We start from the raw sequence: 17,940 nt of genomic DNA on the forward strand, positions 1-17,940 counted from the left end.
GGTTGTGTTGCAGGCTGACGAGAACGCTGCGCGAAACGTTTTAGCCCGATTGACTGACCCGGACATTGAGCGGTTCACCCCGTTCAAACGGGTCAAGGCGATCTTGTTGGAACGGACTGAGCGCCTCTGGTTGGGACTGCTCAACCAGGACTCCAGTTGCTCGCCCGGCTTTAACCGGGTGCTATCAACGGAGAGCGAATTACCGAATATGCACTTTTGCGCATGAAATTCGGAGCAGCCGTTCATGCAGTTTGAAGTGTTACACCGCCAGGGTCACGCCCGTCGTGGGCGCCTGACGCTGCCGCGTGGAGTCATCGACACCCCCGCTTTCATGCCGGTGGGTACCTATGGCACCGTCAAGGGGCTGACGCCCGAGGAAGTGCGCGCCCTCGGGGCTCAGATCATTCTCGGCAACAGCTTTCATTTGCTGGTGCGTCCCGGCACTGAGATTGTCGCGGCCCATGGTGGGCTGCATGGCTTCATGCACTGGGATGGTCCCATTCTGACCGACTCGGGCGGCTTTCAGGTGTTTAGCCTGGGGGATTTGCGTAAGATCACCGAGCAGGGGGTGCAGTTTCGCTCGCCAGTCGATGGTGCCCGGCTGTTCATGGGCCCGGAGGAATCCATGGCCGTGCAGCGCGCGCTCGGCGCCGATATTGTGATGATTTTTGATGACTGCACCCCTTATCCGGCCAGTCATGAGCAGGTGCGGCACTCCATGGAACTGTCGCTGCGCTGGGCGGTGCGCAGCAAAACTGCGCATGCCGACAACCCGGCTGCGCTGTTCGGCATTGTTCAGGGTGGCATGTTTACCGATCTGCGTCAGGCGTCGCTCGATAGATTGCTGGAGATCGGCTTTGACGGTTATGCCGTCGGCGGCCTGTCAGTCGGCGAACCACCCGAGGCGCGCGAACAGGTGCTTGACCATCTCGCCGAGCAGCTGCCGGCGGACCAGCCGCATTATCTGATGGGGGTTGGCACCCCGCTTGATATCCTCGCCGCCGTGCAGCGTGGCATTGATATGTTCGACTGCGTGATGCCAACCCGCAACGCACGCAACGGGCATCTGTTCACCAGTCAGGGCGTGGTGCGTATCCGCAATGCCGTGCACAAGCATGACACCGGCCCGCTGGATCCGAACTGCGACTGCCCGACCTGTTGCCACTACAGCCGTGCCTACCTGCATCATCTGGATAAATGCAATGAAATGCTCGGCGCACGTTTGAATACCCTGCACAACCTGTACTACTATCAACGCATGATGCGCGAGCTGCGTCAGGCGATTGAGCAGCAGCGCCTGACGGCTTTTGCCGCGCAACTGACCCGGGCTTATGGTCATGCGCCATGAAATTCCCCTACGGCACGGCTGATTTCAAGGCCATCCGCAGCGAAGGCTACTACTACGCCGATCGCACCGAGCGCATTCGCGCGCTGGAGGAGGCCGGTAAGCAGCTCCTGTTTCTGCGCCCCCGACGTTTCGGCAAAACCGCCTGGCTTACTACCCTGGAGAACTACTACGATCTGGCTCGGGCTGGGGAATTCGATGCCTTGTTTGGCGCCCTGGCTATCGGCCAACACCCGACCACGCGGCGCAACAGCTATTTCGTACTGCGCTGGGATTTTTCCATGGTCGATGCCAGTGGCAATCTGGCGGAGATCCGCCAGGCCTTGCACGATCATCTTAATAATCGAGCGCGTAACTTTTTTAGTTGCTATCGCGAGTCGCTCGGCCAAAGTCAGTTGAGCCTGCGCGACGATAACGGTCTGGTTGCGTTGGAATCAGCGGTCAACGCCGCCCGCGCTCAAGGTCATGATCTGTATCTGCTGATCGACGAATACGACAACTTCGCCAATGAGCTGATGCAGGGGCGGCGGGCGGATTATGACGCGCTGGTCTCTGGGGAAGGCTTGCTCAAGACGGTGTTCAAGGCGGTGAAATTCCTGGCCTCGGGCGCCGGCATCGACCGGGTGTTCATCACCGGCGTGTCACCGGTGGTGCTGGCGGATATTTCCAGTGGCTACAACGTCTCTAAGGATGTCAGCCTGGATGCCCGCTTTGTCGATCTGTGCGGCTTTACTGAAGCGGAAGTGGCCGCTGTGCTGGATCAATTGGCTGCTGAGCAAGGCCGCGACTCAGACAACCCGGGCTGGTCCGCGCGCATGCTGGAGACCATGCGCACCTGGTACAACGGCTATCGCTTCGGCTACGAGCCCGGACCCGGACTCTACAATCCCACGCTGGCGCTGTATTTTTTCGATGCCCTGGCCACCACCGGGCAACCACCCCGCGAGATGCTCGACAGCAACCTAGCGATGGATCGCAACCGCATCGACTTCGTCGCCCGCCAACCGCATGGGGCCGAGCTGATCGGTGCGGCACTTGATCCTGAGCATCCGCCGCTCATTGCTAGCCTGGTGCATCGCTTTGGGGTGGAGGATATGCGCCGCGCGCCGAAAGACGCACCCTTTCTTGGTTCGCTGTTGTACTTTCTCGGGGCGCTGACGCTCAAGGATCACACCCCGTTCGGCGAACTGGTGTTGGGCATTCCCAATCTGGTCATTCGCAAGCTCTATGTCGAAAAACTTCACGATCAGTTGTTTCCGGAGTATCCCGAGCGCGAGAGCCTGCGCGAGGCGGCCAAGGTGTTCTATACCCAGGGTGACCTCGCGCCGCTGATCGAGGTGCTGGAAGCTAATCACCTGCGCGTTTTCGACAACCGCGACGATCGCTGGTCCAACGAACTGACCGTGAAGACCGTCTTTCTGGTCGCGCTCTTTGCCGATATTTTCTACGTGATGGACTCCGAGACTGCCATTGAACGCCGCCATGCCGACCTGTCACTGATGGTGCGTGAGGAGATGCGCCGCTTTGCGCTGCTGGATCATCTGCTGGAGTTCAAATACCTGAGCCTGCACGACATCGGGCAAACCGGCCAGGCACTGCGCACCCAGTCACGCGAAGAACTGGCCCGTCTGCCCTTGGTCGCCGCCAGTCTGGACGCCGCCGAAGCCCAGCTGGCCCACTATCGCAGGGGGCTGGAACAGGCCTATGGCGAGCGCCTGCGCCTGCACACTCATGCGGTAGTGGCGATCGGCTTTGAGCGGTTGCTGTGGCGTAGTACCCCCGGAAATGTCTTGAGGAAGTGAGGTCTGACACAATGGCAGTTGAAATCGAGCGCAAATTTTTGGTGCGGCATGAGGGCTGGCGCGCGAGCGTGGAGTCGGAAGCGCATATCCGCCAGGGCTATTTAAGCGCTGAGGCACAGCTGACGCTGCGGGTGCGGGTGTGTAACGAGCAGGCTTTTCTGACGCTGAAGGGCGCAACGCGCGGGATAGCACGCTCGGAGTTCGAGTATCCGATCCCGCCCGCCGAGGCTGAGGCCATGCTGGCGGAGTTTGCCCAGGCGCCGCTGATTGATAAGCGTCGCTATCGGGTGCGCGAGGCGGGGCGACTCTGGGAGGTGGATGTTTTCGCTGGCGACAATCAGGGTTTGATCTTGGCCGAGATCGAATTGACCCATGCCGATGAAGACTTTCCCCGTCCGGATTGGTTGGGAGCGGAAGTCTCGGATGATCCGCGTTACTTCAATGCCAATCTGAGTCAGCATCCTTTCTGCTCCTGGTGATGCGCGCGGGTTCGGTGTTGCAGACGCCGTTGCCCTTGCTGCTGCGGCTTGTTGTTGGTCTCAGCCTGTTGTGGCTTTTGGGGTGCGAGGTAGGGCAGGAGCCGGAGCCGGATGCTGTGGTGCACTTCGGGATTGCCAACTCGGCGCGTACCCTTGATCCGCGTCTGGCCACGGATGCGACCTCAGAACGCATCAATGATCTGCTCTATCGGGCACTGGTCAAGTTCGATGGGAACGGCCGGCCGGTGCCCGACCTGGCCCAATGGCAGCAGCTGTCGGCGCGGCGCTATCGTGTAACCCTGGGTACCACCGGGCGTCGCTTCTCCGATGGCTCCTGGCTGACTGCGCAGGATGTGGCGGCCACCTACCGATCCCTGCTGGACCCTGCGACCGGCTCGCCGCATGCTTCCCAGGTTGAGCTGATTGAACAGCTACGGGTGCTGGATGACGATCGGCTGGAGTTTGAGCTCAAGCGCCCGGACCCGCTGTTTACCTCCTATCTGGGCTTGGGCATTCTGCCGGCTGCGGCGCTGGCGGCGGGGCGCGATCTGGCGCGGCGGCCGCTAGGCAGTGGTGACTTTGTGCTGGAGGCCTGGCCTGAATCCGGGCGTCTGCGGCTGCGGCGGCGCCGCGATGAGCTGCGTGTTGAGTTCGTCACTGTGAAAGATCCCAGCGTGCGGGTGATGAAGCTGCTGCGCGGGGAAATTCAGCTGTTGCAAAACAATCTTGCGCCAGAGTTGGTGGGCTTTCTGCGCCAGCAGTCCGGGGTGACGGTCGAAACACGTTCGGGGGTTAATTTCTCCTATCTGGGGTTTAACCTTGACGATCCGCTGCTGCAGCCGCTTGCGGTGCGTCAGGCCATTGCCGAGGGGATTGATCGCCAGGCGATTCTGCATTATCTGTTTCAGGATCTGGGGCGCCCGGCGGCGGCGCTGCTGGTGCCTGAGCACTGGGCCGGTGCGCCAGAGCTAACGCCGGTGCGCTATGATCCGGCGCGCGCCCGGCAGCGGCTGGCCGCGCTAGGCTATGGACCGCAGCGGCCCTTGCGGCTGAACTACAAAACCTCCAGCGATCCCTTCTGGTTGCGGGTGGCCAGTGTCTTGCAGGCACAGCTGGCGCAGGTGGGGGTTGAGCTGCGCATTCACAGCTACGACTGGGGCACTTTCTTTGGCGACATCAAGGCCGGACGCTTTCAGCTCTATAGCCTGACCTGGGTCGGGGTGCGCAGCCCGGATATTTTTCGCTATGCTTTCCACAGCGAGTCAATTCCGCCCCATGGCGCCAATCGTGGCCGCTTCCGCAATGCCCAGGCGGATGCGCTGCTTGAGCGCGCGCGCGAGGTAAGCGGCATCCCGTCACAGGCGGCCCTTTATCGCGCCCTGCAAGCGTTGCTATTGCGCGAGTTGCCCTATGTGCCGCTGTGGTACGAGGATCAGGTGCTGGCCCGGCGCCAGGGCCTGAGTGGCTATACGCTGGCCGCCGATGGTGCTTACGGCGGACTCAGCACAGTGGAGTGGCGTCCTTAAGATTTAGAGCTTCCTCAGCCAATCGGCCACCACCGCCTTGACCAGATCTGGGCACTCTTCCTGAGGGACATGGCCACAGTCGGGCAGCACGGCAAACTCGGCATTGGGTAGAGTGCGGGCCGCTTGGGCGGTGTCGGCCATCTTAACCACCTTGTCCTGCGCGCCCGAGAGGATCAGCGTAGGCGTTTCAATGCGCTCCAGGTGTTCGCTGATGGTGACCGGATCGATCAGCGAGCGGTTCATCAAGGCGCCCCAAGCCAGGTCCCAGCCCGGCGTCCAGCGATGGTCAGCCGCTAGTTCGCGGCGCTTGGGGTCGATGAGCTCCGGGTTGGCATAGGAGAGATCCAGCAGGGGCATCTCGGTGCCCAGATAGCGCCCCAGTTGCAGGCTGATGCGCCGCATCTGCGGCAATTGGACCAGCCAGGCGGGGAAGGTCGGACGGTTGGCATAGACCCAGGGATCGATCAGGATCAGACCGCTGACCCGCTCGGGGGCGCGCAGCGCCACTTCCAGCGCCAGGGTGCCACCGGCAGAGTTTCCAACCAGAATCGCCTGCGGCATCTCCAACGCGTCCATCAGCGCCAGGAGTTGCTCTACCGCCGAGGCTTTGGCATAGGGATTGTCCTCTTGCAGATGCGCCGGCAGCGGCTTGTCGCTCAGGCCATAGGGCACCTGGTCATAGGCCACTGTGCGTCCTTCGCTGGCGAAGAACTCAAACAGCGGATTCCAGGTGGAGAGGTTAAAGGTGAAGCCGTGCAGCAGCAGGAACTCCTGATGTCCGAGCGGTTCGATGGCATCGCGCTGCGGGTTGCTGGAATCGCGATAATGGATTTTCAGCCCTGGCGAGCTGCTGACCGGAATGGTCACGAAGGAATGGGTGGCTGTCGCCGGGTCGATGAGATCGGGCGAGTGTTCCGGTGCCGGATTGGGGGAAATGAACAGCGGACCAATCATGGCCAGCAAACCGAGCACAAATAACAGGATCAGGAGTGCACGCAGAATAAAAAGCCACATAAGCCAAGGCTACCCTTACTGTGAAACAATACGTTCATTCGGTGGCATTTTAGCGCGTTCAGGCGCGCTTGCCGATGGCCAGGCGGCGTTCACTGCCACCGGCTGCTGCGCTCAGCGGGTCAGACGCTGCTCGGCCTCGGCATATTTCGCTGCCGTTTGTTCGATGACCTCAGCGGGTAACTCCGGGCCGGGCGGGTGTTTGTCCCAGCCGCTGGATTCGAGATAATCACGCACAAATTGCTTGTCGAAGCTCGGCGGACTGCACCCGGGGCGATAGGCGTCCGCCGGCCAGAAACGCGATGAATCGGGGGTGAGCACTTCGTCGATCAGGTGCAGCTGACCCTGTTCATCAAGACCAAACTCAAACTTGGTGTCGGCGATGATAATCCCGCGTGCAGCGGCATGAGCGGCGGCGCTGCGGTACAGCGCCAGGCTGATGGCGCGCACCTCGGCCGCCCGCTCGGCACCGAGCAAATCTTGAGTCTGCGCAAAGCTGATATTCTCATCATGGGCGCCCAGCTCAGCCTTGGTGGCTGGGGTATAGAGTGGCTCCGGCAGTTGTGCTGCCTGTTGCAGTCCGGGGGGCAGGGCGATTCCGCACACCGCGCCAGCGCGCTGATAATCTTTCCAGCCGGAGCCGATCAGATAGCCGCGCACCACCGCCTCAATCGGCAGGGGGCGCAACCGGCGCACAATCATTGCCCGCGCGCCAAGTGACTCGCGCACAGCGGGATCGGGAATCACCGTCTCCAGTGCCGGAGCCGGTGTCGCTGCACAGGACAACTGATTACGAATCAGGTGTTCGGTGCGCGCCAGCCAGAAGCGCGTGACCCGGGTCAGCACCTCGCCCTTGCCGGGAATGGGCTGTGGCAGCACCACATCGAAGGCCGAGAGCCGGTCGCTGGTAATGATTAGCAACCAGTGCTCATCAATGGCATAGATGTCGCGCACCTTGCCTTGACCCAGCAGGGGCAGATGATCGATCGTTGCTGCCTGTTGCAATGCCTGCTCAGAGGCCGATGGGGCTGTCATGACAGTGTGAATCCTCGCCAACTCAACTGATAATTGGCGTGCAGCCTACCATAGCCGTGCCGCCCTGAAAGACCGCCGCGATTGCGCGCAGTCGCATCCGGTTGATTCCATCAACCCCGATGTCATCAACCCCGATTCCACCACTCTCAGGAACAGATCGCTCCAAGGCTTATGTCTTCATCCACCGAATCTTCTTATCTACACGCCTTTTACGGCGGCTTTTCCTCCACGCTGCGCTGGCCGCAGTTCGATGCGCTGTGGGCCGTGTTGCGCGACAGTGCCGATCAGGGCTGGTATCTGTACGCCATTGGCGAAGCACCGCCCACTGAGCCGGCTGATGCTGAGTCAGTCCGGCGCTTTCTGGAGGCGATGGATGAACTGCTCAAACGTGAGCACAATGAGGATTTTTGCGGCATCGTTTACGCCGACTCCTTGACTGAGCCGCGCTTTGTAAAAATTTACGACCCGAACAATCTCGGCGTGGTGTGCGGTTACAGTGAGCATCCGCCGCTGCCAGGCTGGACCCTGTCACAGCTGGCGCCGGTTGATTTGCCCCAGGCGACAGCGCCGGTGCAGGGGCGGCGGCGCTGGTGGCGGCAGTTGTTCAAGCGGAGCTGAAAACGGGGTTAGCGCGCACTCAGTAGTCGGGCGAGGCGCTCCTGATAGCGGCGCATAACCCACAGGTGCAGCGGCGCCTGGGTGAAGCGGTAGAGCCACCAGGGCAGGGCGGGAGCATAGTCGTGAATGGCAGCCATGGTATAGCGGCCATCCAGCAGGGTCTGGAATTCGAAACGCGCGACGGCGGGCCTTGGCTCTGACGCTGGCATGGCTTCAAGCTCGGATCTGGGCTTGGGTTCGGGCTCGGGCGTGCGGGCCAGCCAGCCGCCGCTAATATGGTAGACGCGGCGGTGTGAATCGCTGTGCGTGGGTTGGTATTCAAGGCGCAGCAGAGTGATCGGCAACCAGCGGGGGTTGACGGTCCAGTGACCGGCGGCATCGACCTGGGTTTTCACCAGTCCGAAGCAGCAGCGTCCCAGCCAACGGAAGTAGTTGCCCGCAACCCAGGCGGCATCCAGGCCGGGCGGGGTGAGAATACGCTGGATGGAGCGTACCCGGCTTTGCGCGCGCAGTTGCGCCTGATCAGCCGGTTGCCAGGAGGCGCGCGCCCGGGGGGGCAGGGCCGACGGCTTGAGCAAGGCGGCGAGCATGGCGCGAAACCCCAGCGCCTGCGCTGCGATGGCGCGCTGCACCGGATTGTCACGCATCTGGGTATCCTGCGGCAGGCTCTCGACAATGGCGCCGACCAGTTCCAGCGCGGCGCCGCTGACCAGTTGCGCGCTCAGCGCGGCGAGGCTGGGGGGCAGCACGGGAACCGACATAAACACCCGCTTGCGGCCCAGGGCCGCCGCCGTGAGACGCAGCATCTCAGCATAGCTCAGGCAGTCCGCGCCGCCGATGTCGAAAGCGCCAGTGTAGGTTTCGGGGTGTCCCAGGCAATGCAGCAAGGCGCGGATCAGATCCGTCAGCGCGATTGGGCGCGTGAGCGAGTCAGCGCCCGGTGGCAGCAAAAACACAGGTAGGCGGCGTACCAGATCAACCAGCAGCGCCGGGCCGGAACCACCCGGGCCAACCACCAGGCTGGTGCGCAGCGCCGTGACCGGGGTGCCGCGCGCGGCCAGCACCATCTCGACTTCGCGCCGATTCCATAACAGAGGGGCGAATTCAAAGCCACGCGGCGGCAGTCCGCTGACAAACAGAATCTGCCGCAGGCCATGCGCCGCTGCAGCCAGCGCAAAGTTATCCGCCAGAATCAGATCCATGTCGCGCGGCTGGGCCTGCGTCAGGCGCGAGGAGGGCGCTTGGGAGTGCACCAGATAGATAGCGAAGTCGCAGGCGCGCAGCCCATGGCGGATCGCCTCGACCGAGAACAGATCGCAATATTCCCACTCAAGCCCCGGCTGCGCGCTCGGGCGCGCGGCACGCGTCGGCGAGCGGGTCAGGGCGCGCACCTGATACTGTTCAGCCAGATGCGGGCAGAGTGCGGTGCCGATAAAGCCGCTGGCACCGGCCACTGCAATGCGCGGGACGTGGGCTCGGGAGGTGGTGGCTGTTGCTGTCATGCCATGTGCTTCGGTGATGCGCTCAGGCTGGGATGAGCTGCGATTTTATCAAGCTCGTGGCGAATGAGAATCGGATGCGAATCCGCAGCGCAGAATGAACTGACAGCGGCGGCGCAGCTCGGTTACACTCATGCCATGAATCTTCGTCTCGCCATGGTGATGGACTCGATCGGTTCCATCAATATCAAAAAAGACAGCAGCTTTGCGATGCTGCTTGCGGCGCAGAAGCGCGGCTGGGAGCTGGGTTACCTGGAACTCGGCGATTTGCTGCTGCGCGATCAGCGCGTCTATGGGCGCAGTCGGCCCTTGCGGGTGCGCGATGATCCGAAGGACTGGTTTGAGCTGGGTGACAGTCAACTCGCTCCGCTCGATGCCTTCGATGCGGTCTTGATGCGCAAAGACCCGCCGTTCGATATGGAGTATATCTACGCGACCTACCTGCTGGAACGGGCGCAACAGCAGGGCTGTTTGGTGGTCAATGATCCGCGCGCACTGCGCGATGCGAACGAAAAAATCTTTGCCATCGACTTTCCCGGCTTGGCGCCGCCGCATCTGATCGCGCGCCATAGCACCGACCTGCGCGCCTTTATCGCTGAGCAGCAGGATGCGGTACTCAAGCCGCTGGATGGCATGGGCGGGCGCTCGGTGTTTCGCGTGCGCCACAATGACCCCAATCAGGGCGTGATTATCGAAACGCTGACCGATCACGGAAAGCGCTTCTGCATGGCACAGCGCTTTATCCCTGAGATCAGCCATGGCGATAAACGGGTGCTGATGATTGATGGTGAGCCGGTGCCCTATATGCTGGCGCGCATTCCCACCGGCACGGATTCACGTGGCAATCTGGCCGCTGGCGCGACCGGCGAGGTGCGGCCTTTGGGCGACACCGAACGCACCATCGCCGAGCGGATTGGGCCGATGCTGCGCGAGCGTGGCATTCTGTTCGCCGGGATTGATGTGATCGGCGACTACCTGACGGAAATCAACATTACCAGTCCTACCTGTATTCGGGAGATCGACCGCGACGGCGGCACTGACATCGCTGGTGACCTGATGGATTTAGTGGGGCACATCGCCAGCAACTATATTGATGCCTTCGGACGGAGATCTGATGCGCGCTAACTCATCACGTCCCCGCAAGCCCCATGCGGTGCAAGTGATGCACTGGTGGCGGCTGGCTACACTGTTGCTTATCGCGGCCCTGTTCACGGGATGCGATCGCGGCGAAACGCCGGTGCATGTCAGCCAGTTTGAGGCCTTTGGCCTGCATGTGGACATACAATTGCTGGGCGCACGCGAAGATCAGGCCACCAGGATTGCACAGCAAATCGAGCATGACTTCGCGCTGATTGAATACGCCTTGGGGCTGGAGCAACCCGGCCCGATGCAGCGCGTCAATGAACTCCTGGCCACTACCGAGCCTTTTGCCGCGCCTCCGTCTCTGTTGCCACTGCTGCGCCAGAGTCAGGATCTGGCCGCGCGCAGCGAGCAGTTGTTCAACCCCGCCATCGGTTTGCTGACGCGGCTCTGGAGGCCTGATCCAGTCACGGGGCGCTGTGATCATCCGCCCCAATCCGAGGCCATTGCCCGCATCACCGCTTCCCAGCCACAGCTGTCCGATCTCAGCCTGGATGGCTTGCAATTACTCAGTGATAACCCGAGCGTCAAGCTTGATTTTGGCGCGGTTCTCCGCGCCTATGCGACCGATATTGCGATTGCCAACATTCGTGCCCAGGGCATTCGCGGTGCCATGGTGCGCATTGGCACTGATCTGCGTCTGATCGGGCATCGCACTGGTCAGCCCTGGCGCATTCCGGTGCCGCGCGGTAGTGGGGGTGCGGTGCTTGGTACGCTCGATCTGAGCGGCGACGCCAGTGTCACAACCTTCGGGCGCTTTCAGAAGCCCTGCGTGCACGAGGGGCGCGATTATTCCCGAATCATTGATCCGCGCACCGGCTATCCGGTGCAGGGAACGCAAATGGTCACCGTGCTCCATGCTGGCGATGCCGTGACGGCCTCGGCAGCGGCGGCGGCGCTCTTTGTGGCTGGACCTGAGCACTGGGGCCGGATTGCCCGTCAGATGGGAATTACCAACGCGCTGCTGATTGATGACGCCGGGCAGGTGCATATGAGCCCGGGTATGGCGCGCCATCTGACACTGATTGACCGTAATGCCCAGGTCATTCTGAGCACCGCCTGGCAGGGTGCTGAATCCAGGTAGCTGCGCATGAGCCTGGGCACCTGCCTGCCATGTTGACTAAGGCTGCGGGTCATCAAACCCGGCATTCAGTGCAGACTCAAGGCTCGCGCCGGCCGCTGCTGATTGCCGCGCTGCTGGCGCTGCTGCTGCACCTGATGGGTGCCCTGGCGCTGGCGGCGCTTGACTGGTCGCCGCGTCCGCAAGCCAGGGGCAGTGAGCGAGTGGCCGAGGCTATCCCTTTCGAGCTGCTGCCAACCCCAGCTTCGCCTAGTGTTCCTCCCAGCGCTCCTCCCAGTCCTTCCGCACCAGACACCACGCCGCAGTTGCCAGAGGTTCCAGAGGCGACGATCGCTGACTCTGAACAGCCCAAGCTTGAACCCGAACCTGAACCTGAACCCAAGCCCAAATCAGCATCGCCTGCCGAGCCGACCACTACACAAACAGCTGAAACCTCTCCCGCCCGTCCGCCGCCGCGCGATGCACTTGCCCCTGCCCCCGCACCGAAGCGCCAGATTTCTGCCGCAGATATTCTCGCCAGCCGCAATCAGGCATTGGCCAGCCTGACGCAGCAACCATTGCGCTCGATGCCTGGCACCGCTGCAACTCACCGCCGCAAAGCCATTAATGCCAACACGCAGGACTATATCTACGCCAATTATCTCGAGTCCTGGCGCCGCAAGGTGGAACGAATCGGCAATCTCAACTACCCCGAGGAGGCCAAGGAAAAGCGTCTGTTTGGCAGTCTGGTGTTGCAGGTTTCAGTGCGCGCGGACGGGAGTCTGGAAGGGGTGCGAGTGCTGCGCTCATCGGGGCATCAGGTGCTGGATCAGGCCGCTGTGCGCATCGTTGAACTGGCGGCCCCCTTCGCCCCTTTTCCCAAGGATATTCGTGCGCACCACGATGTGCTCGACATCACCAGAACCTGGCAGTTTATGCGCAATCAGAAACTGGGCTGGGATCAATAGCGCCGGGTCAAAGCTGTGACTCAGCGCGGGGCGATGCCGAGTAAATTGCGCACGGGTTTCCAGGGATGCTGCACCACGGCGGCCTGCTCTGGCGTGCGGTCAAAGAAAAATCCGCTCGATGAACCACCGTCGAGATTGATGGCTCGTTCAATGGGCCAATGGGTCAGACTGCCCGGAGTGGCAAGGCAGTCGGCCAGATCTGCCAGCGTCACCGGGTTGCGGGTCATGCCCAGTACCCAGTGACCGCGCCAATCAGTGGCGGCAAAGGTACGGCGTGCGGTGGCAGTGTTTGACAGCCCGCGCACCTGACGGCCTCGTTCAACCAGATAGGGGCCGGTCTGGAGTAGGGCGCGGATGCCAGCATGATCGCGAAACGCGGCCCGGCGCAGCAGGTAATTGCCCTGCGCATCGCTGTACAGCACGCCGCTGAGGAGTTTGGCCCGCTCCAAATGGTTGATCCACCGTCCGTTGGCGATCACCAGCCCCACTGGGCGCCGGTCGGCATGAAAAAAACCGCCGTTCACGCCTGCCGGCAGCCCGGCGGCTCGCAAGGCGACATCTATGCGCGCGTCCTCTTCGGGCCGTTCAGGGGGCAAGTCCACCACTGCCAGGCGAAAGGCGCGCGAATGAAAAAACGCCAGATGCGCCTCAACAGACTGCTGATCAGACCGACGCCGCGCGGCGGCTTGGCTGTAGTACAGGTCGGCCGCAGGCGTGTGGCGTGGCTCCGTCGCCTCGGGCTGCCAGTCCAGCTCGCCAGTCGCAGCTTGCGTTTGGGTCTGCGTCTGCGTCTGAGCTTGAACCGCTGCTGGCGCTGACGCGATTAGCGCCGCACACAGCAGTGCGGCCAGCCTTAATCCTGGTGGGTGGGACGGCAAGTCAGATTACACATTAAAGCGGAAGTGAATGACATCCCCATCCTGAACGATGTAATCCTTCCCCTCTGACCGCAGCCGACCGGCGTCCTTGGCTCCCTGCTCCCCTTGATAGGTCACGTAATCCTGATAGCTGATCACCTCGGCACGAATGAAACCGCGCTCGAAATCGCTGTGGATGACGCCCGCAGCCTGCGGGGCTGTGGCTCCGCAGGGAATGGTCCAGGCGCGGGCCTCCTTGGGGCCAGCAGTAAGATAGGTCTCCAGCCCCAGCAGTTTATAGCCGGCACGCACCACGCGATGTAGGCCGGGCTCTTCCAGCCCCAGATCGGCCAGAAAATCCGCCCGGCTGTCGGGATCCAGCTCGACCATTTCGGACTCAATGGCGGCACAGACCGCCACCACCTCAGCGCCTTCGCTGGCGGCCTGGCGTTCAACCCGCTCCAGCAGCGGGTTGCCAGTAAAGCCATCCTCGGCCACATTGGCGATGTAGAGCACCGGTTTGTCGGTCAGCAAAAACAGATCGCGCAAGGCGGCGCGCTGCTCGGCTTCGAGCGTCAGGGTGCGCAGCGGATGGCCCTCATTCAGATGGGCGGCGACCTGTTCGAGCAGCTCGCGCCGCGCGGCGGCTGACTTATCGCCGGTTTTGCTTTGGCGGGCGGCCTTGTCGAGCGCCTTCTCCACCGAATCCATATCCGCCAGGGCCAGCTCGGTATTGATGACCTCCATGTCGCGCAGCGGATCAATACCGCCGGAGACATGCACCACGTCCGGGTCTTCGAAGCAGCGCACCACATGGGCAATGGCATCGGTTTCGCGAATGTTGGCGAGAAACTGATTGCCCAGCCCTTCACCCTTAGACGCACCGGCCACCAGGCCGGCGATATCGACAAACTGCATGCTGGTCGGCACCACCTTGGCCGACTTGGTGATGCCGGCGATCACATCCAGGCGCTCATCCGGCAGCGGCACCACGCCGACATTGGGGTCGATGGTGCAAAACGGATAATTCTCGGCCGCGATGCCGGATTTGGTCAGTGCATTGAAAAGCGTCGATTTGCCCACGTTCGGCAGGCCGACGATGCCACATTTGAAACCCATGGTTGTGCTGCGAATCTTATGTTGTAAGTGACAGATGAAGGTTGAATAACAGAACCTCGGGCATCATAGCCGATGCCAAGCGCTGGCGCTGCTGCCAAGGTGCGCCATGCAGCCAGCAGTACCCGCTCAACGCGCCCCGTGCGGACCTGCATGCGGGGTGCTGTGAGAGCCGGGGGAGAAAAACCCCCGGCGACCCGATTAGCTTCCTGTCTTTGGGAGCAAGTATTTTGGACCGGGATTAAGTACAGGGCGTTTTGATTGCTCTTCCCGCTCTCGGAGTGCGGCAATAATGCGCCGGAGATCATGTCCGTAGGCAGTGGCATGTTCTTCCCGGTGTTTTCGCATTTCCTCGACGATAGGGTCTTCAACCATTAGATGTGCCTCCGAGTTCTTCAGGCGAGCAAAGTAAGGGGCAAGCGTAGCCGAGGGACTCAACGACCCGAGTGATTAATTTCTTGGTTTCGGCGTTGTTGATATGCTTGAAGTTCCAGGTAAGCAGATAATCCACTCCTTGGGTTGCAGCGATGGCGATGTGAAGGGCGTCATCCTCGCTGCCAGCGGGTATGGCCTTTTCTGCAATGAGTCTTTCAGAAAGGAAGAGGGCGTTATCCGTAGCGGCTAGGCTTGGAATCTGTTCAATGAGCGCGAGTCGGCGTTCAGCAGCTGAAGGATCTCCGCGCCCGATTTCGTCCTCAACCAGAGCTGATACTCTCAAGTCAAAGCGCTGTTTCTCGTTTTCCCACCACTCAAGCGTAAGTGCTTGCCGGCCTGCGACGATGACATCGCGACTGGGACGGGAAACCAGGTAGCTGATTACCGAGGATTCAATGTAGACAACAGGCTTCATTGGCTTTGGTTCGCAGCCCTTTTAAGGTGGCGAAATGTGTCCGCTTGCAATCCCTTGATTTTGCTTCAAAGCGGTTGCGCGAGATTGCTATGTTCAAGAATTGACAGAATCACCTGACCCTGTAACCGCTTGATCTTAAATGTTGTTTTTCTGCACCTTAAAAGGGCTGGCTTTGGTTCGGTTGCCGTGTTTCTCGGAAGCTAACGCCAAGCTCACTGGCGGCAATGGAGCGAAGCGGAATTGCCGTCCAGTGGAGCATTTGGTAGCAGTTAATTTTACTCTGACTTCAATCAGTAATAATCCCATGTGTGAAAATTATTTCACGCAGCAGATTGAGATATTTATTAAATCACTAGGTTGAGTAATTGGTTTATCAGAATTAGGCGGTGTGATTGAAGTTTCACAACCATATCCTACAAAAAATTTATCTCCCACATCAAAATGATAAATTCCATCGGTACTATTGCCAGTAACACCTAGCTCCTTAAGGATTTCACTCATACTAACTTGTTTATTCGAAGCCATGATAATTTTCCCCATCGTTTTTGATTTCAAATATCGAGATCACAAACGGAACAGTTCCTAAGTCTATTTTCAAGCTTAACACGGATTTCCTGCACTTGTTTCGATGATTTCCAGATATCTATAAAGCGTTGCTGTGGTACTGTACCTAACGGACAACGCATACTTTTTTTCATTTTGAGACAAGGATAAACTTTGCCGGTCTCATCAATTGAGAAGAAAGAGAATGCTGCTTTGCATAATTTGGGCTTTTTAGGTTCTAGTGTTTCGGTACGCTCATTATATAAATCGTATTCGGCAAGCATCTCTTCACTTATCATCTCACTGAGATTATCTAGCGACCCATCATCCTTTGGAAAAATAAAGGGATCAAAGCGTACTGGTATTCCTAAACTATCCCCAATTTTTGTACGCACATCCTGATAAGATGCAACATTGGTACGCAAAATCGAGCAGTTGACACGTACATCGTGTCCAGCATCCTTCAATGCAATAAGGCTAGCTTGTGTTTTTTTGAACGATCCTTTCACTTTCGTTATTGCATCATGTATATCCGCATCAGCACCGTAGAGACTGACATGAATTCTATAGATATTTGTCAGTGCGGCAATAAGGTGTAAAGTCTGCGGTTTAATAAGTGTACCATTGGTGTTGATTCGAATTATAAAGCCTCGCTCCTGCAAGTAGAGGAGTATTTCTTCGATATCTGGGCGAGTGAAAATCTCTCCACCAGTCAATACCAGCCCTAAAGTTCCAGCATCGTGCAGATCATCAATTATATGAAAAACATCTTGTGTTGAGAGTTTATCCTGTTTTTCCTTGAAAGTGCAGTAACAGTGTCGACAGCGCAAGTTGCAACGTCCGGTAAGTTCGAAATGACCGCTCAAAGGGATATTATTACGGAAAGACCATAAGTTGATAGCACTAGACGGGGACGGCTGAATTGTGATTGATTTACTGGAAACTTTTTCTGGTATGGTGTTCTTTGGATATCCATTATCAACGAAACCTAAAGTGCTAAGTCTCTGCAACACATCAATATCTTCAAGCTTCCAATCTTTGTGATTGAGCAGTCTGACCCAAATTTCCTGCGCTGAATCAGAAAGGAACAACATGTTCTTGCTTTGGTTGTTTACGACAACTGTGACAGGACCATAGTGGCGATAGATCAGATGTGTTGGTATAGAGTATGTCATAGTACTATAGCGTGCTTAATAAGTTGCTTAAGTCATCATTAATATAGCTAACGCCGAGGGTAACCTGCCCGCCAAAGCGGTAACCTGCCCGCCAAAGCGGTAAGCTGATAGGCGCACCTCTTCGGCGGGTCAGGTTGACCCAAATGTTAGCTCGTGTTTAGATGAATGTGACTACCCCCGATAACCATCCGATATTAAATACACTTTTTAGGTGTTGGCTGTTTGTCAGAAATCTCATCTACTATTCCTTTTCTCTCTGCGTCCTCCGCATCAAGATAAAGATCCTCACTATTCGATATATATGGTTTAATATATTCGAAACTACCACCAAAGCAATCAGAATAGATGTCATTCACATTTGATTGAAGAATTTCAACGCTTGTAGATATTTTTTCTAGTTTGTCGGGCGTATAATTTGTAAGTTTCCATTTAATGGCATGGATCATAAATTGAGAATTTGGATGTGCGAACTTCTTTTCCCCTAAACAATAAAGTTGAACCGCATCACTACCAATATTCATTGCGTTGTTTGTAGTTATCGTTACTGGCAGTGACTTTGTTATATTTTAAGCCGCCATCGAATCTTTTGGATCCCCTCAAGGGCTATTTATATTAATGTGGAAATCATCATTTCCAGAAGCATACTCCGATAGAATAGTCTTTACAAGGTATCCTGAGCTTGCACCATTTACGTTTCCGAAATAATTGATAACGATCGGGGTTCTGAGGGTTGAGTCGGCTTCTGTCGATACGAATTCAAGTGCTTTCAATTTATTTAATGCATTTTTTGGCCTTGATCATCCCTCGGTCCAAAACCAACAATTTCAGTAGGTGATCAGCGCGAGGCATGGGGCGGCAGGAGTCCGGGAAAGGCGTAGTCTTGGAGGTGCAACCCAACCCAAGGACAGCGCCGATG

Annotated in this window: 17 protein-coding genes and 1 pseudogene; 9 read left to right on the forward strand and 9 right to left on the reverse strand. The window is 58.7% G+C overall.

Annotation, left to right across the window (positions count from 1 at the left end):
* The 5 genes and pseudogenes from CKO36_RS15645 to CKO36_RS15665 all read left to right on the forward strand — a co-directional run.
* Positions 1–226, forward strand: a pseudogene (locus CKO36_RS15645) (RNA-guided endonuclease TnpB family protein); the annotation flags it as partial.
* 18 nt (positions 227–244) lie between these two features.
* Positions 245–1,348, forward strand: a complete 1,104-nt coding sequence (tgt, locus tag CKO36_RS15650; RefSeq protein ID WP_200285460.1) for a tRNA guanosine(34) transglycosylase Tgt — start codon at positions 245–247, stop codon at positions 1,346–1,348.
* Complete coding sequence (locus tag CKO36_RS15655) at positions 1,345–3,147, forward strand: AAA family ATPase (RefSeq protein WP_200285462.1); 1,803 nt, start codon at positions 1,345–1,347, stop codon at positions 3,145–3,147. The genes tgt and CKO36_RS15655 overlap by 4 nt, the downstream gene beginning before the upstream one ends.
* Positions 3,148–3,158: 11 nt before the next feature.
* Positions 3,159–3,626 carry a CYTH domain-containing protein gene (locus CKO36_RS15660; protein WP_200285464.1) on the forward strand — a complete coding sequence of 156 codons (468 nt, stop codon included), beginning with the start codon at positions 3,159–3,161 and terminating at the stop codon, positions 3,624–3,626.
* Positions 3,626–5,152 (forward strand): ABC transporter substrate-binding protein, encoded by a 1,527-nt coding sequence (locus CKO36_RS15665; RefSeq protein WP_200285466.1) that lies wholly within the window; start codon positions 3,626–3,628, stop codon positions 5,150–5,152. The genes CKO36_RS15660 and CKO36_RS15665 overlap by 1 nt, the downstream gene beginning before the upstream one ends.
* 3 nt (positions 5,153–5,155) lie before the next feature.
* Here the strand turns inward: CKO36_RS15665 and CKO36_RS15670 are convergent, their stop codons facing one another.
* Both CKO36_RS15670 and CKO36_RS15675 read right to left on the reverse strand, forming a co-directional pair.
* A complete protein-coding gene (locus CKO36_RS15670) occupies positions 5,156–6,166 on the reverse strand; it encodes an alpha/beta fold hydrolase (RefSeq protein ID WP_200285467.1) in 1,011 nt (336 codons plus the stop codon).
* Positions 6,167–6,277: 111 nt separating this feature from the next.
* On the reverse strand, positions 6,278–7,198 hold the full coding sequence (locus CKO36_RS15675; protein WP_200285469.1) for a phosphoribosylaminoimidazolesuccinocarboxamide synthase: 921 nt from the start codon (positions 7,196–7,198) through the stop codon (positions 6,278–6,280).
* A gap of 171 nt (positions 7,199–7,369) precedes the next feature.
* Here CKO36_RS15675 and CKO36_RS15680 point away from each other — a divergent pair, with 171 nt between their 5' ends.
* Positions 7,370–7,816, forward strand: a complete 447-nt coding sequence (locus CKO36_RS15680; RefSeq protein WP_200285471.1) for a hypothetical protein — start codon at positions 7,370–7,372, stop codon at positions 7,814–7,816.
* An 8-nt stretch (positions 7,817–7,824) separates the two neighbouring features.
* Here the strand turns inward: CKO36_RS15680 and CKO36_RS15685 are convergent, their stop codons facing one another.
* Positions 7,825–9,318: an NAD(P)H-binding protein gene (locus CKO36_RS15685; RefSeq protein WP_200285473.1), complete on the reverse strand. Its 1,494-nt coding sequence runs from the start codon at positions 9,316–9,318 to the stop codon at positions 7,825–7,827.
* 135 nt (positions 9,319–9,453) lie between these two features.
* On the opposite strand from CKO36_RS15685, the gene gshB reads away from it, so the two are divergent.
* Genes gshB through CKO36_RS15700 form a run of 3 tightly spaced genes read left to right on the forward strand, consistent with a single transcriptional unit; the run spans position 9,454 to position 12,483 of the window.
* Positions 9,454–10,440, forward strand: coding sequence for a glutathione synthase (gshB, locus tag CKO36_RS15690; RefSeq protein WP_200285475.1), 987 nt, complete (start codon positions 9,454–9,456; stop codon positions 10,438–10,440).
* The gene (locus CKO36_RS15695) at positions 10,430–11,539 is read left to right on the forward strand and encodes an FAD:protein FMN transferase (protein WP_200285484.1); all 1,110 of its coding nucleotides are present in this window, start codon (positions 10,430–10,432) and stop codon (positions 11,537–11,539) included. Before gshB ends, CKO36_RS15695 begins: the two co-directional genes overlap by 11 nt.
* A 29-nt stretch (positions 11,540–11,568) precedes the next feature.
* Entirely contained in the window at positions 11,569–12,483 is a 915-nt protein-coding gene (locus CKO36_RS15700) for an energy transducer TonB (protein WP_200285486.1), read from the forward strand.
* A 20-nt stretch (positions 12,484–12,503) separates the two neighbouring features.
* Here the strand turns inward: CKO36_RS15700 and CKO36_RS15705 are convergent, their stop codons facing one another.
* The 6 genes from CKO36_RS15705 to CKO36_RS15730 form a co-directional block, all read right to left on the reverse strand.
* The gene (locus tag CKO36_RS15705; RefSeq protein ID WP_200285488.1) at positions 12,504–13,361 is read right to left on the reverse strand and encodes a phosphodiester glycosidase family protein; all 858 of its coding nucleotides are present in this window, start codon (positions 13,359–13,361) and stop codon (positions 12,504–12,506) included.
* Positions 13,362–13,367: 6 nt separating this feature from the next.
* Entirely contained in the window at positions 13,368–14,459 is a 1,092-nt protein-coding gene (gene ychF / locus CKO36_RS15710) for a redox-regulated ATPase YchF (RefSeq protein ID WP_200285490.1), read from the reverse strand.
* Between the two features lie 364 nt (positions 14,460–14,823).
* A complete protein-coding gene (locus tag CKO36_RS15715; protein ID WP_200285492.1) occupies positions 14,824–15,306 on the reverse strand; it encodes a type II toxin-antitoxin system VapC family toxin in 483 nt (160 codons plus the stop codon).
* A 315-nt stretch (positions 15,307–15,621) separates the two neighbouring features.
* Positions 15,622–15,831 carry a hypothetical protein gene (locus CKO36_RS15720; protein ID WP_200285494.1) on the reverse strand — a complete coding sequence of 70 codons (210 nt, stop codon included), beginning with the start codon at positions 15,829–15,831 and terminating at the stop codon, positions 15,622–15,624.
* Between the two features lie 26 nt (positions 15,832–15,857).
* Entirely contained in the window at positions 15,858–16,943 is a 1,086-nt protein-coding gene (locus CKO36_RS15725; RefSeq protein WP_200285495.1) for a radical SAM/SPASM domain-containing protein, read from the reverse strand.
* A 275-nt stretch (positions 16,944–17,218) separates the two neighbouring features.
* A complete protein-coding gene (locus tag CKO36_RS15730) occupies positions 17,219–17,545 on the reverse strand; it encodes an ATP-dependent Clp protease proteolytic subunit (RefSeq protein ID WP_200285497.1) in 327 nt (108 codons plus the stop codon).
* Positions 17,546–17,940: the final 395 nt, after the last annotated feature.

This window comes from Rhabdochromatium marinum, assembly GCF_016583795.1.
Lineage (GTDB): Bacteria > Pseudomonadota > Gammaproteobacteria > Chromatiales > Chromatiaceae > Rhabdochromatium > Rhabdochromatium marinum.